This window comes from Streptomyces sp. NPDC013457, from assembly GCF_043089925.1.
In the GTDB taxonomy this organism is placed as follows: domain Bacteria; phylum Actinomycetota; class Actinomycetes; order Streptomycetales; family Streptomycetaceae; genus Streptomyces.
Genome location: NZ_JBICBL010000006.1, coordinates 117,229 through 135,447, shown reverse-complemented (window position 1 = coordinate 135,447; position 18,219 = coordinate 117,229). Strand labels below are relative to the sequence as shown.

Below are 18,219 nucleotides of genomic sequence, written 5' to 3'. Positions count from 1 at the left end.
TGATCGTCTCGCTTGAAGGCCTTCGCGACGACCTGGGAGCGCCTGGCCCGGGAGGGCGACTGACCTCCACGAGCCGGCCGGCCGCGGCTGGTCGGCCACGCGTCTCCGCACCCGTACGGCGAGGCCCGGGGCAGCAGCCCCGGGCCTCGCCGTCGACGGAGCCGGCGGGGCCGCCGTCCGTCCCGTCACGCCGCCGCGAGCGCCAGCGTCGGGGAGAGCCGTGACGCCCGGACCGCCGGGTACAGACCCGCGACCGTGCCGATCACCAGCGTGGCGGCGAAGCCGCCGGCGACCGCCCACGGCGGGACCACCCAGGGCAGCCCGCCGGTGTACGCGTACACGCCCGTCGCCGCGCCGCCCAGCGCCACGCCCGCGACGCCGCCGAGACCGGAGAGCATCAGGGACTCCGTGACGAACTGGATCCTGATCTGACCCCGTGTCGCCCCCAGCGAGCGCCGCAGGCCGATCTCGTGGCGGCGTTCGAGCACCGAGATGATCATGGTGTTCGCGACGCCTACCCCGCCCACCAGCAGGGCGATCCCGCCCAGACCCAGGAGCAGGGTGGAGAACGCGCCCTCGGTGGCCGCCTTGGCCTTCAGCGCCGAGGACGGGTCGCTCACCTGGACGTTCTGTGGGTTCTGCGGGTCGATCGTCGGGGCGAGCAGCTTCTGGACGGTCTCCACGGACGCGTCCGTGGACCGCTCGTACACGGCCGTCGGATGCCCGTCGAAGCCCAGCAGCTTCTGCGCGCCCTCCCAGCCCACCAGCGCCGAGCGCTCGATCTCCGGCGCGAGGGGCAGCGGGTCGAGGATGCCGACGACCGTGAAGTACCGGCCGTCGATCCAGACCTGACGACCCGGCTCGGTGATCCCGAGCCGCTCGGCTGCCACATGGCCGAGGACGACGGAGGGGTAGCGCCCGTTGGCGGCGTTCAGCCAGGTGCCGGTGGCCATGCCGCCGCGCACCACGCCGAGCAGCCCCTCCGTGGTGGCCTTCACCGCGATGCCGCCGGTCTCGCCCTCGGGGATCTTCTCGGAACGCCGTACCGAGTGCGTGAGCTCGCCGGTGGCCCCCACGCCCTCGACGCCCGCGATCCGCCCCACCATGCCGACCGCCTCCTTGGGCAGCTTGACCTCCTCCCCGCTGAACATCCCCTCACCCGGCTTCGCCACCAGCATGTTCGTGCCGAGAGCGTCGAGCTGGCGGATCAACTGGGCCTGGCTCGACGCCGAGATGCCCACGACGGCGATCATCGTGGCGATCCCGATGGCGATGCCGAGTGCGGACAGCACCACCCGTACGGGACGGCTGCGCAATCCGGCCGACCCGACGTGGAGGACGTCACGCGGAGTGAGACGGGCGGCCCTGAGCGGCCTGCGTGTACGGGGCATCAGACGCCGGCCTTTCCGAGCGCGCTGCCGTGCGCCTTGCCCGCCCTACTCGCCGTACTCGCCGTGCCCGCCGTGTTCGCCGTGCCCGCCGTGTTCGAGGTGTCCGCCGTGACCCGCCCGTCGCGGATGCGCACCTGGCGAGGCAGGCGTCCGGCGATCTCCGTGTCATGGGTGATCACCGCGATCGTGGCGCCCTGCGCGTTGAGCTCGTGCAGCAGCTCCATCACCGCCTCTCCGGACGCCGAGTCCAGCGCGCCGGTCGGTTCGTCGGCGAGGAGCAGATCCGGCTCGCCGACGACCGCGCGGGCGATGGCGACCCGCTGCTTCTGCCCGCCCGACAGTTCGTGCGGCCGGTGCCCCATCCGGTCGGCGAGCCCGACCCGGTCGAGGGCGTCCGCGGCCATCGTCCGCCGCCGGGCCCGGGGGAGTCCGGAGTAGAGCAGCCCCTCGGCCACGTTCTCCAGCGCGCCGACCCCGGGCACCAGGTGGAACGCCTGGAACACGAAGCCGATGTGCCGGGAGCGCAGCGCGGAGAGCCGCCGGTCGGTCAGCGAGGCCACGTCGTGCCCCGCGATCTCGACGGTGCCGGCGCTCGGCCGGTCCAGGGTGCCGACGATGTGCAGCAGGGTGGACTTGCCGGATCCCGACGGCCCCACGATGCCGAGGAGTTCCCCCTCGCCGACCGTCAGATCGACCCCGTCGAGCGCGCGGACCCCGCCCGCGTACTCCTTGGTGACGCCGGTGAGCCGTACGACCGTACTCACGGTTCCGGCATCGGCTGTATCGGCCGTATCGGTCATGTCGGTCATGCGGACGGCACCCCGACCTTCATGCCCTCCCGCAGCCCGCTGCCGCTGATCTCCACCCGGCCCTGGCCGAACATGCCGAGTTCCACCTCGACGTCCCTTGCCGTGCCGTTCTCGACGACCTGGATGCCGAAGCCGCCGTCCGGCAGCGCGAGCAGCGCGTTGACGGGGACCGTGAGGACGTCCTTGCGCGTCTCGCCGGTGAGCTCGACGGTGACGGGGGACTGGTCGACTCCCGTGACCTTCCCCGGCGCGTCGAAGGAGACCCTGACGTCGATCTTCGGCGTCCGGTCCTGAGGATCGTCTCCCGCGGAGGCCGTCCTGCCGACGGAGGACACCTTCCCCGGGGCGCGCGTCCCGTCCGGGAGCTGTACGACGACCCGGGTGCCGGCCTTCGCCAGACCCGCGTCCGCGACAGGGATCCGGAACCGTACGACACGCTCGGAACCCGTCACCGTGAGCACCGGCCGACCGGGGGCGACCTGGTCGCCCGACGCGGCGCCCGCCTCCTTGACGCGGACCGCGCTGCCGGCGAAGGCGATCGTGTCGGGGCCGACCGTGCCCGTCCGCTTCAGGTCGTGGGACTTCTGCCACCGCTTCACGGCGTCGGCGGTCTTCGCCGAGAACTCCTCGTCGACGGTGAAGCCGACATACCCCAGGGCGGCGAGGTTCTCCTCCAGCTGACGGACGTCCTTCCCCTTGTCGCCGGTCTTCAGCGTCCGGTACATGGGCTCGGCGCCGTACATCAGCCGGACCGGCCTGCCGTCGACCTCGTACAGCCGCCCGTCCCGTTCCACGGTCGAGCCGCTCGGCGCCAGCCAGGTGAGGGTGCCCGCCGGGCCCGCGTTGATCCTGCGCTCCCCGAGGTGGCCGAGCGTGCCCTCCTGCTGGGAGCTGTCGCTGAGGTCGCCGCGGGTCAGCGGCACCGTCGAGGGCGGCAGCCGCGGGTCGGCGACGGCCTGTTGTCCCTCCCCCGGATCCAGCGCGGTGACGGCCACGCCACCGCCCGCGACCGCCGCGATCGTGGCCAGGGCGGCCACCAGCCTGCGCCGCCCGCTCATCGCGACACGCTCTCGCACGCCTTGTTGGCCTTCTCGAACTTCTTCATCTCCGCGCCCTGCGGTATGGGCCGTGCGGCGGACACTCCGCCCTCGCCGAAGGTCGGGTCCGGCATGTCGAAGCCGTTCTTCCGCATGCACTGGGCGTACTTGATCATCTCGTCCTTGTCGGCCTGGGTCAGCTCCTTGCCCATACCGGCCCCGCCCTTGTCCCGGCAGGCCTTGAACGCCTTCTCCATCTTCTCCTTGGACATGCCGTCGCCGCCGATGGTCAGGCCGACGCCTTCCTCGCCCGGCTTGGGCTCGGGCACGTCGAGGCCCTGCTCGCGCAGACACTTCCGGTGCTCCAGGGCCTGGTCGGCCTTCTTGCCCTCCTCGCTCACGGTCTCGCCGCCGGACTTGCCGCCCCCCTCGGCGGTGCAGGCGGTGGCGAGGAGGCAGAGGGCGGCCAGGGAGGCCGCGGCGGCCAGCTGGAGGGTCTCTCGGGTACGTCGAGTCGTCATGCCCCGGATCGTGCGGGCGGGAGGTGTTTCGTTTCTCTCAGCGGATCGGTTAACAGAGACGAAAGGTCTCTTCCGATACACAGGGTGCATGCGTGTACTAGTGGTGGAGGACGAGGCCTTCCTCGCCGAGATGATCGCCGAGGGGCTGCGCCGTGACGCGCTCGCCGTCGACGTGGCCGGCGACGGCCTGGAGGCGCTGCGGAAGATGCAGTTCGGCGAGTACGACGTCGTCGTCCTCGACCGTGACCTGCCGGGGATGCACGGGGACGACGTGTGCCGCAGGGTCGTCGAGCAGCGTCTGATGACCCGGGTCCTGATGCTGACGGCGGCGGGAACCGTACGGGACCGGGTCGACGGCCTCGGCCTCGGCGCCGACGACTACCTGACCAAGCCCTTCGCGTACGACGAACTGCTCGCCCGCGTCCTCGCCCTCGGCCGGCGCGCCCGGCCCGCGCTGCCGCCCGTCCTCGAACGCGCGGGGATCGTCCTGGACACCGCCCGCCGCCAGGCGAGCCGCGACGGCCGCCATCTGCAGCTGTCGCGCAAGGAGTTCGCGGTCCTGGAGGCCCTGCTGCGCGCCGAGGGAGCCGTGGTCAGCGGTGAGGACCTGATCGAGCAGGTGTGGGAGGAGCACACCAGCTACCGCACGAACGCGGTCCGGGTGACCCTCAGCAAACTGCGGGCCAAGCTGGGCGAGCCGCCGGTGGTGGAGACGGTGCCGGGCGCGGGCTACCGGATCGCGTCGTGAGCCGCCGGAACCCGGCAGGGAGCCCGGACGCTCGGCCGGCCGGGACCGAGCCGGGCGGAGAGGACACCCGGAGGATCGTGGGCGGCGCGGGAACCCGCCGGATCACGGCGGTGGCGCGGCGCGTCGCCGGCGGCGAACGCTCGCGGCTGACGGCGCTGTACGGCGGCCTGCTGCTGCTGGCCGGAGCGCTGCTCACGGGAGTGGTGTACTTCCTGGTCAAAGAGGGGCTCTACGCCTCGATCAGCGTGGCGATGACCACCGCCGTACCGGCGCAGCGCCTCGAAGACCTCCCCGCCACCGCGGAGACCCCGGACCCCACCGCGTCGCCCCTGTGGCGGGAGGCCGTTCCCGCGAGCCCGGGCCCGCTGCCACCCGGTGTCAGCCGCGGGATGGCGATCACCCGGACGCTGAGCGACGCCGCCGAGAGCGCCGCCCTGGAGCGGCTGCTGACGGTCTCCCTCGTCGTCCTCGCCGTCTACGCGATCGTGTCCGTCGCCCTCGCCTGGTGGATGGCGGGCCGGGTCCTGCGGCCCGTCGCCGTGATCACCGACACCGCCCGCCGCCTGTCGGGGGAGAACCTGCACGAGAGGATCGCCCTGGAAGGCCCGCCGGGAGAGCTGAAGCACCTCGCGGACACCTTCGACGACATGCTCGGGCGCATGGAACGGCTGGTGTCGGCGCAGCAGCGGTTCGCCGCCAACGCGGCGCACGAGCTGCGGACCGCGCTCGCCGTTCAGCGGGCCGCGGCCGAGATCGGACTCGCGGGCGAGCCGGAGCCGCAGCGGGTCGCGCGGATCCGGGCGAAGCTGATCGAGGTCGCCGACGACAGCGAACGGACCATCGACGGGCTGCTGCTGCTCGCCGCCTGCGACCAGGGCCTGCGGGAGCGGAGGCCGGTGGCCGTCCACGAGGCCGCGCGCAGGGCGACGGAGGCGCTGGAGGCGGAGGCCGAGGAGCGCGGCGTGACCGTCGGGCTCGACGCCCGCCCCCTGACGGTTCCGGGCGACAGCGTCCTGCTGGACCGCCTGCTGCACAACCTCGTCGCGAACGCGGTACGCCACAACCTGCCGGGCGGCCGCGTCCAGGTCCGTACGGGACCGGAGGGCATCGAGGTGGAGAACACCGGCCCCGCGGTACCTCCCGACGTGGTCCCGTTGCTCTTCGAACCCTTCCGCCGCCTGACCGAACGCACGCACGCCCCGGGAGAGGGCGCGGGCCTCGGCCTCTCGATCGTCGACTCGATCGCCCGCGCCCACGGCGCGACGGCGGAGGCCTCCGCCAACAGGGAGGGCGGCGGCCTCACGGTCCGGGTACGCTTCGCGTCCCCGACCGGGCGTGGTTCCAGCCGGTGAGCTCGGCGGGGCGGTTGGTGATGACACCGTCGACGCCGTACTGCTCGTACCTGCTCCACCTGTCGGCCGTGTCCACCGTCCACACCCATGTGGCGACGCCGGCCTCGTGCAGGTCGGCGACGATGCCTGGCCGGGCCTCCAGCGCCGCTCCGCTGGGGTTGTACGAGGCGAGGTGGAGGTCCTTCGAGACGGCCACGGGGTCGGCGTCCAGGGTGCTGCGGAGGAGGGCCAGGGGGAGTCCGGGGGCCAGCTCGTGGACCCAGCGCAGATGCCGGGGCTCGAAGCTCTGGACGAGGACCCGGCCCGTCATCCGCTCCGCCTCGACGACGTCGAGGACGGCCGCGACCTGCTGGAGGGTGTCGGCCCGCTTGATCTCGAGGAGCAGATTCCCGCCGCGGGTCCGCAGGTCGGCCAGCTGGGCGGCGAGGGTGGGGACGCGGGCGCCGGTGAAGACCGGGGCGAACCAGGACCCGGCGTCGAGCCGGTCGAGCTGGGCCGACCTCAGCGTGGTGATGTCCCCGCTGCCGTTCGTCGTACGGTCCACGGTCGCGTCGTGCATCAGGTAGGGCACGCCGTCCTGGCTCAGCTGGACGTCGTTCTCGATGTAGTCGGCCCCGGAGCGCCGTCCGACCTCCTGGGCGACCATCGTGTTCTCCGGCGCGAGCGACGACGCACCGCGATGGGCGACGACCGTCATCGGCGCCCCGGCCGCACGGACGAACGGCGAGGCGACGGGGCCGTCGTCCTCGCGGACGACGACGTCCGCCGGCGCCGGGGGCCGCGTACCGGTGGCGGTGGCACCGGTGAGACAGAGCAGGGCCACGGCGGTGGCCGTGACCAGGGCGGTGCGGAGGTGTGCCGGACGCATGCGGCGAGGCTAGTACGACGGGCGGCCCCGCACGGCGGTCACCACACCGGAGCACACCCCCGCCACGCCGTGGACGTACGCACGGAGAGTCTCAGCCTGCCGTGGTGAGGCAGAAGGGATGCCCGGCCGGGTCGACGAGGACGCGCCACCGTTCGTTCGGCTGGTACTGCGGCCTGGTCGCGCCCAGCTCCACCAGACGGCACTCCGCCTCGTCGAGATCGTCGACGGTGAAGTCCAGATGCAGTTGCTGCGGCACGTCCTGGCCTGGCCACTCGGGCGCCCGGTGGCCGTCGACCCGCTGACATCCGATCAGCAGCCCGTCCGCCCCGACGACACCGGCGAAGTCGCCGTCGGACGAGGGGTGCAGGTCGAGACCGGTGGCCTGCTGGTAGAAGACGGCCAGGGCCAGGGGATCGGCGCAGTCGAGCGTGACGGCCGAAAGCCGCATCAGCGGGGACATGGAGACAACTCCTCGGTACTCGCGACACCGCCGGGTGTCGCCCTGATCCGGACGGCCTCTACCCTCCCAGGCATGAACTGTCCCTCGGTCGACGAGATCCGCTCGCTGCACCGGAAGCACGCGCCGAGCGCGGAGGCCTTCGAACTCGTCTTCACCCACTGCGAGATCGTCTGGAAGATCGCGCGGCAACTGCTCCCCGTCGCGGACCTCACCGTCGACGGAGACCTCGTACGGGCGGGCAGCCTGCTCCACGACATCGGCGTCTACCGCCTGTACGACGCCGAAGGCCGGCTGGACCACCGCAACTACGTACGCCACGGGGTGCTGGGCCACGAGATCCTGGCGGAGGAGGGGCTGCCGGAGGCCCTGTGCCGGTTCTGCTCCTGCCACACAGGTGTGGGACTGAGCCGGCACGACATTCGTGAGCAGGGGCTTCCGCTGCCGCCGGGGGACTACCTGGCGGCGACCCACGAGGAACGGCTCGTGATGTATGCGGACAAGTTCCACAGCAAGACGACCCCGCCGACCTTCGTACGCCCCCACACGTACGCCGCCCACCTTTCCCGCTACGGCGCGCACAAGGTCCGGGTCTTCGACGAGCTGCGTGCCACGTTCGGCGACCCGATCCTCGGGCCGCTCTCGGAGGCTCACCGGCATGCCCTGACGTGAAAGCCGGTGGAGGCGTGGCCCCGGGCGTGAAGGAGAATGGGCACCGGGCCGGAGCCGACTGAAACGGGAGTCGCCGAAGTGCGTGTGCTGTTGTCGACGTATGGGGCGCGCGGAAGCGTCGAGCCGATGGTGGGACTCGCGGTGCGGCTCCGGGAGTCGGGGGCGGAGGTACGGGTCTGCGCGCCGCCGGACGAGGAGTTCGCACGGCTCTTCGCCGACGTCGGCGTGACCCTGATCCCGGTGGGCCGGCCCGTGCGTCAGGTGGTGGCCTCGGTGGAGCCCGGGTCGGCGTTGGGGCTGGCGGAGCGTGCGGCCGAGTTGATCGCCGCACAGTTCGGCCCTGTCGCCTCGGCGGCGGAGGGGTGTGACGCGCTGGTGGCGTGCGGCCCGCTGCCGGTCACGGCGGCCGCGCGGTCGGTGGCCGAGAAACTGGAGGTTCGTCATATACACGTGAGCCACCAGCCGGTCGTCCTCCCGTCGCCGTACCAGCGGCCGCCCGGCCGTCGGGGCCGGTCGTTGTCACCGGGAGTGACGGACAACCGGACGCTGTGGGACGAGGACGCCCGGAATGCGAACGAGATGTTCGGCGACGCGATCGACACGCACCGTGCGGCGATCGGCCTGCCGCCGCTGGACAACGTCCGCGACTACGCGTTCACCGACCGCCCGTGGCTGGCGACGGATCCGGTCCTGAGCCCGTGGCGGGCCACGAAGCTCGACGTCGTCCAGACCGGTGCGTGGCTCAGGCCGGACGACCGTCCGCTACCGCCCGAGCTGGTGGCGTTCCTGGACGCCGGGACACCACCGGTCTTCGTCGGCTTCGGAAGCACGCCCCTCGGCGCCCCCGAGGACGTCGCCCGGGCGGCCGTCGAGGCGCTCCGGGAGCAGGGCCGTCGCGTGGTCGTGTCGCACGGCTGGGCCGACCTGCCCCTGATCGACGATGCGGACGACTGCTTCGCCGTCGGCGAGGTCAACCACCAGGCCCTGTTCGCCCGGACGGCCGCGGTCGTCCACCACGGCAGCGCGGGCACCACGACGACGGCCGCCCTGGCCGGGACGCCTCAGGTGGTCGTACCGCAGGGCGCGGACCACCCGTACTGGGCGGGCAGGGTGTCCGCGCTGGGCATCGGCGTGGCACACGACGGTCCGACTCCGACCGCCGCCTCCCTCTCGGCCGCGCTGAAGACGGCTCTGACGCCCGAGTCGCGGGTACGGGCAGAGGCGGTGTCCGGCACGATCCGCACCGACGGCGCGGCCACGGCCGCCCGGCTGCTCTTCGACGGGATCTAACCGGCGTCGTTCAGCCAGTCGCCCGGAACCAGCTCACGGATGCCGTCGAGGGCCGCTTCGGTGCGGCCGCGGGCCAGAAGGAACGCGCCGTCGTCGCGCAGCAGCACGTCATGGCCGAGGAACCAACGCGTGGGGTGGTCCTCCTCGCTCATCGGATAGGCCGGGAACGGCAGCCGGGTGCAGTTCTCCTCCAGCAGTTCGACTCCGCGGTCGTCGAAGTCGCACAGGAAGTCGCAGAGCTCGCCCTCGGCCTGCACGGATTCCGACAGCACGATCTCGACGAAGCACAGGGACAGCCGCTCCAGCCAGTTCTCCCAGTGCTCGGCAGCCTTGTCGGCCAGGTCCGTCTTGACGAGGACGGCCGGGTCGTCGTCCGTCAGCTCCGCGAGCCGGATTCCCCAGGACGCGGCCCCCTGGTTCTCGTGCCGGAAGACCAGGGCCTTCCCGGCCTCGTCGACATACAGCTCCGAGGGGCCGAGCAGCACGTCGTGGTTGCTGGTGAGGTCCTTGCGGCGGCCGAACAGCAGGTACGCCTCTCGGAGGGCCGACGGCAGCCGGAGGCCGAGCCTCTTCTCCGCGGCCGCGAGGTCCGTCTCATTCCAGCCGTCGTCGGCGAGCCCCTCCGCCCAGTCCGCGACGAACCCGCGGATGAACTCCCAGGCACCCCGGCGGTCTTGTACCGCCGCACCCAGCGACCGCGCCATGTCGAACTCATGTGTCATGCCGGGACGATATCGGTGCACGCCGACACACCCTTTTGCGTGCATCCGGACGAGGCCGTCCCCCGTGGCGCCGCCGCCGGCGCTTGATTCGCTCATACGTGCGAATATTCGTCTACGCTGGAACCATGACCGCACCACGACCACAGATGCCCGGACTGCAGGGCTCGCTCTTCGACCAGGGCGACGACAGCCGGCCCGGTCCGCTGGAGGGGGTCCGGCGGACCGCTCTCGACGGCGGTGCCTGGGTCGACCACCTCCCCGGGTGGTTCCTCGGAGCCGACGCGCTCTTCGAGCAGCTGGCCGCGGACGTCCCGTGGCAGGCCGAGGAGCGCACGATGTACGACAACGTGGTCGCCGTACCCCGTCTCCTCGCCTACTACCGCGAGGGCGTCCCCCTCCCGCATCCCGCCCTCCTCGAGGCCCGGGAGAGCCTGAGCGCCCACTACGCCTCCGAGCTCGGTGAGCCCTTCGTGACCGCCGGCCTCTGCCTGTACCGCGACGGCCGCGACAGCGTCGCCTGGCACGGCGACCGGACGGGACGCTCCGCCACCCACGACACCATGGTCGCCATCCTCTCCCTCGGAGACCCCCGCGACCTCGCCCTCCGCCCCCGCGGCGGCGGCCCCGTCGCCCTCCGGCTCCCCCTCGGGCACGGCGATCTCGTGGTCATGGGCGGCTCGTGCCAGCGCACCTGGGAACACGCGGTCCCCAAGACGAGCCGCGCCGTCGGGCCGCGCATCAGCGTCCAGTTCCGTCCCCGGGGCGTGGGCTGACCCGCGCGCACGGGCGGACGGCGGCCGCCGACGTACGGCCTGTCACCGGCACCGCATACCATGACCGCTCATGAGCGCGAGCGAGGACCGAAGACCCCTGGTCGACGGGCGTTTCCACCTGATCTCCCGACTGGGCAGCGGCGGCATGGGCACCGTCTGGCGAGCACGTGACATCGCCTTGGAGCGCGATGTCGCCCTCAAGGAGGTACGTCCTCCCGACCCCGCCATCGAGGAGGCGAACCCCGGACTCGCCGCACAGATGCGAGAGCGGGCCGTCCGCGAGGCCCGGGCGCTGGCGCGGCTCTCCAATCCCCACGTCGTGACGATCCACCACATCGTCGAGCCCCAGGACGGCTCGCACCCCTGGATCGTCATGGAGCTCGTCGAGGGATGCTCGGTGTACGACCGACTCGCCGTGGGACCCATGTCCGTCCCCGAGGTCGTCACGCTCGGGCGACAGGTTCTCTCCGCCCTGCGCGCCGCCCACTCCGCCGGCATCCATCACCGCGACGTCAAACCCGCCAACGTGCTGCTCCGCCCCGACGGCAGCGCCGTCCTCACCGACTTCGGCATCGCCGTGATCAGCGAGGCGACGTCGAGGCTCACGGCCACGGGCGACCTGATCGGCTCGCCCGAGTTCATCGCCCCCGAGCGGGTGCGTGGCGAGGAGGGCAACCCGGCCTCCGACCTCTGGTCGCTCGGAATGCTCCTGTACGTCGCCGCCGAGGGCCACCACCCGCTGCGCCGGTCCACCAGCCTCGCGACGGTCGTCGCCGTGCTCGACGACCCGATCCCGGCGCCGGTGAGGTCCGGTGCGCTGGCTCCCGTACTCGCCCGACTCCTCGTACGCGACCCGGCGTCGCGTCCCGACGCGGCGCGGCTGGAACAACTGCTGGCCGAGGCGGCGTCCGGCCACTCCGGCACGAGTGCACCGGCGGAAGCGGCCCCCGGCCCCTTCGGCCCGCCGCACGCCCATCCGCAGCCTCATCCGCCATCGCATCCCCACCCCGCGTACGCGCAGCCTCAGCAGCAGCCCGTCCCGCAGCCGTGGGCCACCCCGACCGTCCCCTCCCACGCGCCGCCTGCGGTCGCCGGATTCGGCGGCGGACTCGGCGGCGGACTCGGCGGCGGGTTCGGACCGCCCACGCAGCCCGCCTCACCCTCCGGGCCCCGCACACCCCCCACCCGCCGCCGAACCGCCGTGCTCGCCGTCTCGCTCGTCCTCGCGGCTGCCGCGGTCACCGTCGGCATCGTGAACCTGCTCCCCGACGGCGGTACGGGCTCCGAGGGCAAGGGAGGCACGACTCCCACGACAGCGGGCCGGACCCCGGGCGCCGGCATCTCGGCCGGCGGCACCGGGAAGGGCGGCGGTTCGCAGACCGACGCCGCGCCCACGACCCGCGGCACGCTTCTCACGACGGCGAACGTCCGCGCCGTCATCGCGGCGTTCCGCGAGGCCGGCGGCTCGGCCACGATGAAGGAGCTGACGATCTACGAGGAGTACGCCCTCGCCGAGATCCCGACCCGGCCCGGCGCGAAGACCTACGACGCGTACGAGTACCGCAACGGGGTGGCCCGGAAGACCGGCCCCGGCGGGACCATCTCCGCGGACGCCGCCGACGAGCAGCCGTTCGACGTCTCGGCCATGGCCTGGGACGGTCTCCCCGCGCTCATGAAGCGCGGGGAGAAGGAACTGAAGGTCGACAACCCGAACATGCGCTACGTCATCGTCGACCGCTGGACCTTCAACGACGACCGCCCGACCCTGCGCTTCTACCTCATCAACGAGTACAGCGCGGTCGGCTACCTCGCCGCCGACACCGGCGGAAAGGTCGTGTCGAGCCACCCGGCGTCCTGAGCCGACGTGCACCGGCCCGACATCCAACGGCCGGTGCACGGCAACGAAATCCGCACCTGGAGCACTCCATGGCCACTGATTCCTAAGTTACTTCAGGGTTTTACTTCAAAAAGCATGGTGCACCGTCTTGCGCGGCGCCGGACACGTCCGTCAGGATCGGTGTCCGGCCCGGGCCTCATGGCCCCGGCTCGACACGCCTCCATGTCTGGACGCCTGGCCGCGCACCGGTAACCCCGTGCCGCCAGCCGGTGAACCGCCCGATCAGCGCGGCCGCCCGGATGCCCCCTTCGAGGCCTTCCCGCGCGACCGGCGTCGCGCCTTCTCATTCACCTACCCTCAGGCAAGGCAGAGATGGCACCACTGGCCCCCCGCCGACGACCCCGCACCACCACGCATCCGGTGGACGAGGTTCTTCCGCTCCCCACGCTCACGCTCTACGGATTCCAGCACGTCCTGGCGTTCTACGCCGGTGCGGTGCTCGTGCCGGTGATCCTGGGCAACAGCCTCGGACTCTCCCGGCAGGAGCTCGTCTACCTCATCAACGCCGACCTGGTCACCGCGGGCATCGCCACCATCATCCAGGCGTGGGGCTTCTGGCGGATCGGCGCCCGTCTGCCGCTCGTGCAGGGAGCGACCTTCACGGCCGTCTCACCGATGATCGCCATCGGCCAGGGCGCGGGCGGCGGCACGGCCGGTCTTCTCGTGGTGTACGGCGCCGTGATCACCGGCGGTGTCGCGATCTTCCTCCTCGCCCCGTTCGCGGGCAGACTCACCGCGTACTTCCCCCCGATCGTCACCGGCACCCTCCTCACGGTCATCGGCGTCGTCCTCATACCGGTGGCGCTCCAGGACGTCGGCGGCGGCTCCGCGCTCAACGGCGGGCCCCGCTACGGCGACCACGCCAGCCTCGCCTACGCGGGAGGGACACTGCTCTTCATCCTGCTGGTGGTGCGCTTCGGAGGCCCGTTCCTGCGCAGCGTCGCCGTCCTCCTCGGGCTCGTGGGCGGCACCGCGGTCGCCTGGCTGCTCGGTGACGCGGACCTCGGCGCGGTCGAACAGGCCGACTGGCTCGGCGTCAGCACCCCCTTCCACTACGGGATGCCGCACTTCTCCGTCTTCCCCATGATCGCCATGGTCGTCGTCATGCTCATCACCATGGTGGAGACGACCGGAGACGTCTACGCCATGGGGGAGATCACCGATCGGCAGGTCGACGGCGAAACGGTCGGCCGCGCCCTGCGGGCCGACGGTCTGGCCACGGTGCTCGGCGGAGTGTTCAACTCCTTCCCGTACGTGGCGTTCGCCGAGAACATCGGTCTGGTCAGGATGTCCCGTGTCACCAGCCGGTTCGTCGTGGTGGCGGCCGGCGTCCTGATGATCCTCCTCGGACTCGTACCGAAGGCGGGCGCGGTGGTGGCCTCCGTTCCCCACCCCGTCCTCGGCGCGGCGGCCGTCGTGATGTTCGGCATGGTCGCCACCGTCGGCATCCAGATCCTCGCCAAGGTCGACCTGAGGCAGGAACGCAACGCCCTCGTCCTGGCCGTCAGTCTCGGCGCGGCGATGCTCCCGACCGCCGTGGCGCCCTTCTTCGAGCGAATGCCCACCGAGGTGCGGGCCGTCCTGGGCAGCGGAATCACCCTCGGCACGCTCTCGGCGGTCCTGCTGAACCTGTTCTTCCACGCGTTCGAGCGCCGGCGTGGACGGGAGGCCATCGACTGGGACGGCCTCGCCGTACACGACGACGGTACGAGCCCGCAGACGACCACGGCCCGCTGAGATGTCCCAGCCCCCGTTCTCTCCCGACCGGGCCCGGGCCGCACGGCTGCGCATCGGTCTGGCCCCGGAACAGGTCGTCGCCGCCATGGCACAGCTGGGGGTGCATCGCTCCGTGACGGCCGTACTGGCCTGGGAGACAGGGGCGATGACACCGTCGGAGGCCGAACTCTTCGCGCTGGCCGACGCGCTCTGGTGCCCCACCCCCGAGCTCATGGCGCGGCACCCGAGATCCCTGCGTGAGCACCGCCTCGCCCGGCAGTTCAGCGCGGAGAGACTGGCCCGGCGCATCGGCATGGACGCCGACGCCTACGCGCGCGCGGAGAGGGATCACCGCTGGAGCGGAACGGACCGCCAGACGCTGGGGCTTGCCGACGCCCTCGGACTCGCGCCGGACGAACTGCTCCGCGTCATGCGGCGGGCGGGCGACCTCGACGAGCTGCTCCGCCACGCCGTCGAAGGCCGGTGGAAACAGCACACCGCCTCGCTCGCGCGGCTCGTCGCCGCGCCCGAGCGCACGGTGGCCCAGGTGCTCCGCGCCCTGCACCAGGAGTACGCCCGGTTCAACGAGCGCTACATGGGCCACCTCGTCGCCCGCAACGACACCGCCCGGCTCAGGGAACTCGCCACGGAGCGCGCGGATTGGCTGCACGACCTGCCGGACCGGTTCCTCCACCTCGTCGGCCACCATCCCGAGCCGCCGAGGTGAGCGGTCACCGCGCGACGCCGACACGGGCTCGCTCAGACGATGCGGGTCCCCGTTCCGCTGACCCGCACCCGGGCCTCGCCCTCGCGCAGTTCCACCGTCAGCAGGCTCGGGCGCCCCATGTCGGCGCCTTGGTGGAGCGTGAGGACCGAGGCACCGGGGACCAGGCCGAGTTCGCGGGCGTACGCCCCGAAGGCACCGGCCGCCGCGCCCGTCGCGGGGTCCTCGACGACGCCGCCGACCGGGAACGGGTCGCGCACGTGGAATACGGTTCCGGACTCGCGCCACACCAGCTGCACGGTGGTCAGGTCGAGCCGGTGCATCAGCGCTTCGAGCCGCGCGAAGTCGTACGCGAGGTCGGCGAGCCGCTCGCGCGTCGCCGCACCGAGGACGAGATGGCGGGCGCCCGCGAAGGCGATGCGCGGGGGCAGCGCGGGGTCGAGGTCGCCGGCGGGCCAGTCCAGAGCGGCGAGCGCCTCGACGAGGTCCGCGTCGCCGATCGTCTCGACGTACGGCTCGACGGTGGTGAGTGTGGCCCGGACGGCACCGGCGTCCTCGGTCACGCTCACCGGCACGGTCCCCGCCCGTGTGGCGAAGACCAGTTCGCCGGAGCCGAACCGCTCGCCGAGGGCGACGGCGGTCGCCACCGTGGCGTGACCACAGAAGGGGACCTCCGCCTTCGGGCTGAAGTACCGGATCGTGAAGGCCCGTCCGTCCGCGCCGTCGAGGTCCGCGGGCGGGGCGGTCAGGAACGCCGACTCGCTGTAGCCGAGGTCCGCTGCGATGGCGAGCATGGCGCTGTCGTCGAGCCCTGCCGCGTCCAGGACGATGCCGGCGGGGTTGCCGCCTGCCGGGTCGGTGGAGAAGGCGGTGTAGCGCAGGACCGCGTGCTGAGTCGTCATGATCGGCACAACTCCGGAACCTGTCCGGCTGTTCCCGTCGCGCTGGAGCCGCATCGGCCGCAGCGGGCGCCTCGGACCGCCCGGCATCCCGCGCACGCGCTCCGCGCGGCGGGAGCCTTCCCGCCGCGCGGAGCACCGGGCCTTCGTGGGCGCCCGGACGTCAGGCCGTTCGGGCCAGCGCGTCGAGCGCCGCCGCCTCGGCCGTGTCACGGTCCTCGGCGACGAGCCCGATGCGGGTACGGCGGTCGAGGAGGTCGGAGGCGTCCAGCGCCCCTTCGTGGCGGACGGCCCAGAGCAGTTCGGCGCAGGTGACCGGATGGCCGGGAACGACGTGCCGGGCGAGCTCCGGGTTCTCGACGCCGAGCTCGTGCACGGCCGTCGCCTCGGTGCCGTACCGGCGTACGAGACGCGCGGGCACGTCGAGCTGGGCGAGGGTCCGCGGCCGTGCCGCGCCGACGAGCGGCGTGGAGGCGGTGCGGCACGGGCCGGCGGTGAGGCTTCGGGCGGCGACGGCGGCGTCGACGGCGTCCTGCGCCATGCGCCGGTACGTGGTGAGCTTGCCGCCGACCACCGTGACGATCCCGTCGGGCGAGGTGAGCACCGCGTGCTTCCGGGAGATGTCGGCGGTGCGGCCTCCCTCCCCGCGGGTGTCGAGGAGGGGGCGCAGACCCGCGAAGGCTCCCACCACGTCCGCGCGTCGGACGGTGACGTCGAGGGCGGAGCCGAGGACGTCGAGAAGGAAGCCGATGTCGGTCTCCGGCACCTCCGGCACGTCGGGCACGTCGCCGTCGACGGGCTCGTCGGTGAGCCCGACGTACACCCGCCCGTCCTGTTGGGGGAGGACGAGCACGAAGCGGTTGGTCTCGCCCGGGATCGGGATGTGCAGGCCCGCGGAGAGCCGGCCGAGGTCCACGTCGCGCAGCACGAGGTGGGTCCCCCGGGAGGGCCGCAGCCGTACGTCCTCGACGAGGCCGCCCGCCCACACACCGGTCGCGTTGACGACGACGCGGGCGCGGATGCGCAGCTCCTGGCCGGTCGTCTCGTCGCGTACCCGGGCGCCGTCGCCGGTGAGTTCGAGGGCGCGGGTCCGGGTGAGGACACGGGCGCCGTGCGCGGCGGCCGTGCGCGCGATCGCGGTGACCAGCCGGGCGTCATCGGTGAGCTGGCCGTCCCAGGAGAGCAGCCCGCCGCGCAGTCCCGTGGGGCGCAGGGCCGGGGCGAGGTGGCGCGTCTCGACGGCGGAGAGCGTGCGCGGGGCGGGCAGAGTGGTGCGTGCCGTACGGGCGGAGACGCGCAGCAGATCGCCGGCGAAGAACCCGGCGCGCGCGAGGGCCGCCTGCCCGCGGCTGACGAGCGGGGTGAGGGGGAGGACGAAGGGCTGGGCGCGGACCAGGTGGGGAGCGGTCCGTTCCATCAGGATGCCGCGTTCGACGGCGCTCTCGTGGGCGACGTCGAGCTGCCCGCTCGCGAGGTAGCGCAGCCCGCCGTGGATCAGCTTGGAGCTCCAGCGGGACGTGCCGAACGCGAGGTCGTGGGCGTCGATCGCGGCGACGGAGAGGCCGCGCGTCGCCGCGTCGAGCGCGGCTCCCGCGCCGGTGGCGCCGAGTCCCACGACCAGGACGTCGACCTGGGCGCCGTCGGCGAGTTCGGCGAGCTCACGGCTCCGTCGCTCCGCGTCGAGCGAGGAGCCGGGCAGGGAGGGGCTGCTCAGGGAGTTCATGGGGTGAGGGTCCTCTCCAGCAGGGTGCGCAGCTCGTCGAGGAAGGCGGCTTCGCTCAGTTCGGGATCGCTCTCGTCGGTCATGGTGCGCAGCGAGAGCGTGAAGGACTGCACGACGAGCAGCAGGGACCTCGCCTGCAGGTCCACGGGGGCACGGCGCACGGACCCGTCCGCGTGCCCCTCGCCGAGCGCCGTGACGAGGAGCCCGAGGAAGGCCTCCTGGCTCGCGCCCCGGCGGTCGAGGATGTAGGGCAGCAGCAGTTCGGGATCCACGTCGAGGATCTTGTGGAAGAGCGGGTGCGCACGGAACGCGGCGGCGCCCGCGACGAGCCCGTCCACCATCCGCGACCGCACGGGCCGGCCGTCGCCGGGGGCCGGCATGGCCTGGGCGGCGACGGCGATCCACTCACGGGTCATCAGGTCGCCGACGAGACTGCGGACGTCGGGCCATCGCCGGTACAGCGTCATCCGGGACACGCCCGCGCGCCGGGCGACGTCGGTCAGGGTCGTGCGCCGTACGCCGACGGCGAGCACGCAGTCGCGCGCGGCGTCCAGCACGGGATCTGCGTCCGAGTGGTTGTGACGAATGGGCGTCATCTGTCACAGTGTAATGCCAGTACG

18 protein-coding genes are annotated in these 18,219 nt (G+C 72.7%); 8 read left to right on the top strand and 10 right to left on the bottom strand.

What is annotated here, in order from left to right; translation table 11 throughout:
- Positions 1–185 precede the first annotated feature (185 nt).
- From ACF1G2_RS17905 to ACF1G2_RS17890, 4 genes are read right to left on the bottom strand one after another with little or no spacing between them, the layout of a single operon-like run.
- On the bottom strand, positions 186–1,391 hold the full coding sequence (locus ACF1G2_RS17905) for an ABC transporter permease (protein ID WP_391799161.1): 1,206 nt from the start codon (positions 1,389–1,391) through the stop codon (positions 186–188).
- On the bottom strand, positions 1,391–2,200 hold the full coding sequence (locus ACF1G2_RS17900) for an ABC transporter ATP-binding protein (RefSeq protein WP_391799160.1): 810 nt from the start codon (positions 2,198–2,200) through the stop codon (positions 1,391–1,393). The genes ACF1G2_RS17905 and ACF1G2_RS17900 overlap by 1 nt, the downstream gene beginning before the upstream one ends.
- The gene (locus tag ACF1G2_RS17895; RefSeq protein ID WP_391799452.1) at positions 2,197–3,258 is read right to left on the bottom strand and encodes a peptidoglycan-binding protein; all 1,062 of its coding nucleotides are present in this window, start codon (positions 3,256–3,258) and stop codon (positions 2,197–2,199) included. Before ACF1G2_RS17895 ends, ACF1G2_RS17900 begins: the two co-directional genes overlap by 4 nt.
- Complete coding sequence (locus ACF1G2_RS17890) at positions 3,255–3,758, bottom strand: hypothetical protein (protein WP_391799159.1); 504 nt, start codon at positions 3,756–3,758, stop codon at positions 3,255–3,257. The genes ACF1G2_RS17895 and ACF1G2_RS17890 overlap by 4 nt, the downstream gene beginning before the upstream one ends.
- A gap of 88 nt (positions 3,759–3,846) precedes the next feature.
- On the opposite strand from ACF1G2_RS17890, the gene ACF1G2_RS17885 reads away from it, so the two are divergent.
- Both ACF1G2_RS17885 and ACF1G2_RS17880 read left to right on the top strand, forming a co-directional pair.
- On the top strand, positions 3,847–4,506 hold the full coding sequence (locus ACF1G2_RS17885) for a response regulator transcription factor (protein WP_352191315.1): 660 nt from the start codon (positions 3,847–3,849) through the stop codon (positions 4,504–4,506).
- Between the two features lie 77 nt (positions 4,507–4,583).
- Entirely contained in the window at positions 4,584–5,858 is a 1,275-nt protein-coding gene (locus tag ACF1G2_RS17880; protein ID WP_391799158.1) for a sensor histidine kinase, read from the top strand.
- Here the strand turns inward: ACF1G2_RS17880 and ACF1G2_RS17875 are convergent.
- Together ACF1G2_RS17875 and ACF1G2_RS17870 are read right to left on the bottom strand one after the other, a co-directional pair.
- Entirely contained in the window at positions 5,806–6,726 is a 921-nt protein-coding gene (locus ACF1G2_RS17875; RefSeq protein WP_391799157.1) for a glycerophosphodiester phosphodiesterase, read from the bottom strand. The genes ACF1G2_RS17880 and ACF1G2_RS17875 overlap by 53 nt on opposite strands.
- 91 nt (positions 6,727–6,817) lie before the next feature.
- Positions 6,818–7,186, bottom strand: coding sequence for a VOC family protein (locus tag ACF1G2_RS17870; protein ID WP_391799156.1), 369 nt, complete (start codon positions 7,184–7,186; stop codon positions 6,818–6,820).
- Positions 7,187–7,258: 72 nt separating this feature from the next.
- Here ACF1G2_RS17870 and ACF1G2_RS17865 point away from each other — a divergent pair, with 72 nt between their 5' ends.
- Positions 7,259–7,855 carry an HD domain-containing protein gene (locus ACF1G2_RS17865; protein WP_391799155.1) on the top strand — a complete coding sequence of 199 codons (597 nt, stop codon included), beginning with the start codon at positions 7,259–7,261 and terminating at the stop codon, positions 7,853–7,855.
- Between the two features lie 126 nt (positions 7,856–7,981).
- Positions 7,982–9,145: a glycosyltransferase gene (locus tag ACF1G2_RS17860; protein ID WP_391799154.1), complete on the top strand. Its 1,164-nt coding sequence runs from the start codon at positions 7,982–7,984 to the stop codon at positions 9,143–9,145.
- Here ACF1G2_RS17860 and ACF1G2_RS17855 read toward each other — a convergent pair.
- Complete coding sequence (locus ACF1G2_RS17855) at positions 9,142–9,867, bottom strand: SMI1/KNR4 family protein (RefSeq protein ID WP_391799153.1); 726 nt, start codon at positions 9,865–9,867, stop codon at positions 9,142–9,144. The genes ACF1G2_RS17860 and ACF1G2_RS17855 overlap by 4 nt on opposite strands.
- Before the next feature lie 125 nt (positions 9,868–9,992).
- Between ACF1G2_RS17855 and ACF1G2_RS17850 the strand changes: the two genes are divergently transcribed.
- From ACF1G2_RS17850 to ACF1G2_RS17835, 4 genes are all read left to right on the top strand, one after another.
- Positions 9,993–10,640: an alpha-ketoglutarate-dependent dioxygenase AlkB gene (locus ACF1G2_RS17850; protein ID WP_391799152.1), complete on the top strand. Its 648-nt coding sequence runs from the start codon at positions 9,993–9,995 to the stop codon at positions 10,638–10,640.
- A 70-nt stretch (positions 10,641–10,710) separates the two neighbouring features.
- The gene (locus ACF1G2_RS17845) at positions 10,711–12,498 is read left to right on the top strand and encodes a serine/threonine-protein kinase (RefSeq protein ID WP_391799151.1); all 1,788 of its coding nucleotides are present in this window, start codon (positions 10,711–10,713) and stop codon (positions 12,496–12,498) included.
- Positions 12,499–12,897: 399 nt separating this feature from the next.
- Positions 12,898–14,274, top strand: a complete 1,377-nt coding sequence (locus tag ACF1G2_RS17840) for a nucleobase:cation symporter-2 family protein (protein WP_391799150.1) — start codon at positions 12,898–12,900, stop codon at positions 14,272–14,274.
- Between the two features lies 1 nt (position 14,275).
- The gene (locus ACF1G2_RS17835) at positions 14,276–14,980 is read left to right on the top strand and encodes a helix-turn-helix transcriptional regulator (RefSeq protein ID WP_391799149.1); all 705 of its coding nucleotides are present in this window, start codon (positions 14,276–14,278) and stop codon (positions 14,978–14,980) included.
- Between the two features lie 32 nt (positions 14,981–15,012).
- On the opposite strand, the gene ACF1G2_RS17830 is transcribed toward ACF1G2_RS17835, so the two are convergent.
- The 3 genes from ACF1G2_RS17830 to ACF1G2_RS17820 all read right to left on the bottom strand — a co-directional run bounded on the left by ACF1G2_RS17830 (position 15,013) and on the right by ACF1G2_RS17820 (position 18,195).
- Positions 15,013–15,879, bottom strand: coding sequence for a PhzF family phenazine biosynthesis protein (locus ACF1G2_RS17830; protein WP_391799148.1), 867 nt, complete (start codon positions 15,877–15,879; stop codon positions 15,013–15,015).
- Between the two features lie 160 nt (positions 15,880–16,039).
- Positions 16,040–17,599: a glycerol-3-phosphate dehydrogenase/oxidase gene (locus ACF1G2_RS17825; protein ID WP_391799147.1), complete on the bottom strand. Its 1,560-nt coding sequence runs from the start codon at positions 17,597–17,599 to the stop codon at positions 16,040–16,042.
- Entirely contained in the window at positions 17,596–18,195 is a 600-nt protein-coding gene (locus ACF1G2_RS17820; protein ID WP_391799146.1) for a TetR/AcrR family transcriptional regulator, read from the bottom strand. Before ACF1G2_RS17820 ends, ACF1G2_RS17825 begins: the two co-directional genes overlap by 4 nt.
- Positions 18,196–18,219 lie beyond the last annotated feature (24 nt).

Excerpts from the sequence above, each read along its gene's own strand:
- ACF1G2_RS17855 (WP_391799153.1), bottom strand. The coding sequence starts at position 9,867 with ATGACACATGAGTTCGACATGGCGCGGTCGCTGGGTGCGGCGGTACAA.
- ACF1G2_RS17895 (WP_391799452.1), bottom strand. The coding sequence starts at position 3,258 with ATGAGCGGGCGGCGCAGGCTGGTGGCCGCCCTGGCCACGATCGCGGCG.
- ACF1G2_RS17885 (WP_352191315.1), top strand. The coding sequence starts at position 3,847 with ATGCGTGTACTAGTGGTGGAGGACGAGGCCTTCCTCGCCGAGATGATC.
- ACF1G2_RS17875 (WP_391799157.1), bottom strand. The coding sequence starts at position 6,726 with ATGCGTCCGGCACACCTCCGCACCGCCCTGGTCACGGCCACCGCCGTG.
- ACF1G2_RS17820 (WP_391799146.1), bottom strand. The coding sequence starts at position 18,195 with ATGACGCCCATTCGTCACAACCACTCGGACGCAGATCCCGTGCTGGAC.
- ACF1G2_RS17825 (WP_391799147.1), bottom strand. The coding sequence starts at position 17,599 with ATGAACTCCCTGAGCAGCCCCTCCCTGCCCGGCTCCTCGCTCGACGCG.
- ACF1G2_RS17865 (WP_391799155.1), top strand. The coding sequence starts at position 7,259 with ATGAACTGTCCCTCGGTCGACGAGATCCGCTCGCTGCACCGGAAGCAC.
- ACF1G2_RS17890 (WP_391799159.1), bottom strand. The coding sequence starts at position 3,758 with ATGACGACTCGACGTACCCGAGAGACCCTCCAGCTGGCCGCCGCGGCC.
- ACF1G2_RS17850 (WP_391799152.1), top strand. The coding sequence starts at position 9,993 with ATGACCGCACCACGACCACAGATGCCCGGACTGCAGGGCTCGCTCTTC.
- ACF1G2_RS17860 (WP_391799154.1), top strand. The coding sequence starts at position 7,982 with ATGGTGGGACTCGCGGTGCGGCTCCGGGAGTCGGGGGCGGAGGTACGG.
- ACF1G2_RS17900 (WP_391799160.1), bottom strand. The coding sequence starts at position 2,200 with ATGACCGACATGACCGATACGGCCGATACAGCCGATGCCGGAACCGTG.
- ACF1G2_RS17845 (WP_391799151.1), top strand. The coding sequence starts at position 10,711 with ATGAGCGCGAGCGAGGACCGAAGACCCCTGGTCGACGGGCGTTTCCAC.
- ACF1G2_RS17905 (WP_391799161.1), bottom strand. The coding sequence starts at position 1,391 with ATGCCCCGTACACGCAGGCCGCTCAGGGCCGCCCGTCTCACTCCGCGT.
- ACF1G2_RS17870 (WP_391799156.1), bottom strand. The coding sequence starts at position 7,186 with ATGTCCCCGCTGATGCGGCTTTCGGCCGTCACGCTCGACTGCGCCGAT.
- ACF1G2_RS17835 (WP_391799149.1), top strand. The coding sequence starts at position 14,276 with ATGTCCCAGCCCCCGTTCTCTCCCGACCGGGCCCGGGCCGCACGGCTG.
- ACF1G2_RS17830 (WP_391799148.1), bottom strand. The coding sequence starts at position 15,879 with ATGACGACTCAGCACGCGGTCCTGCGCTACACCGCCTTCTCCACCGAC.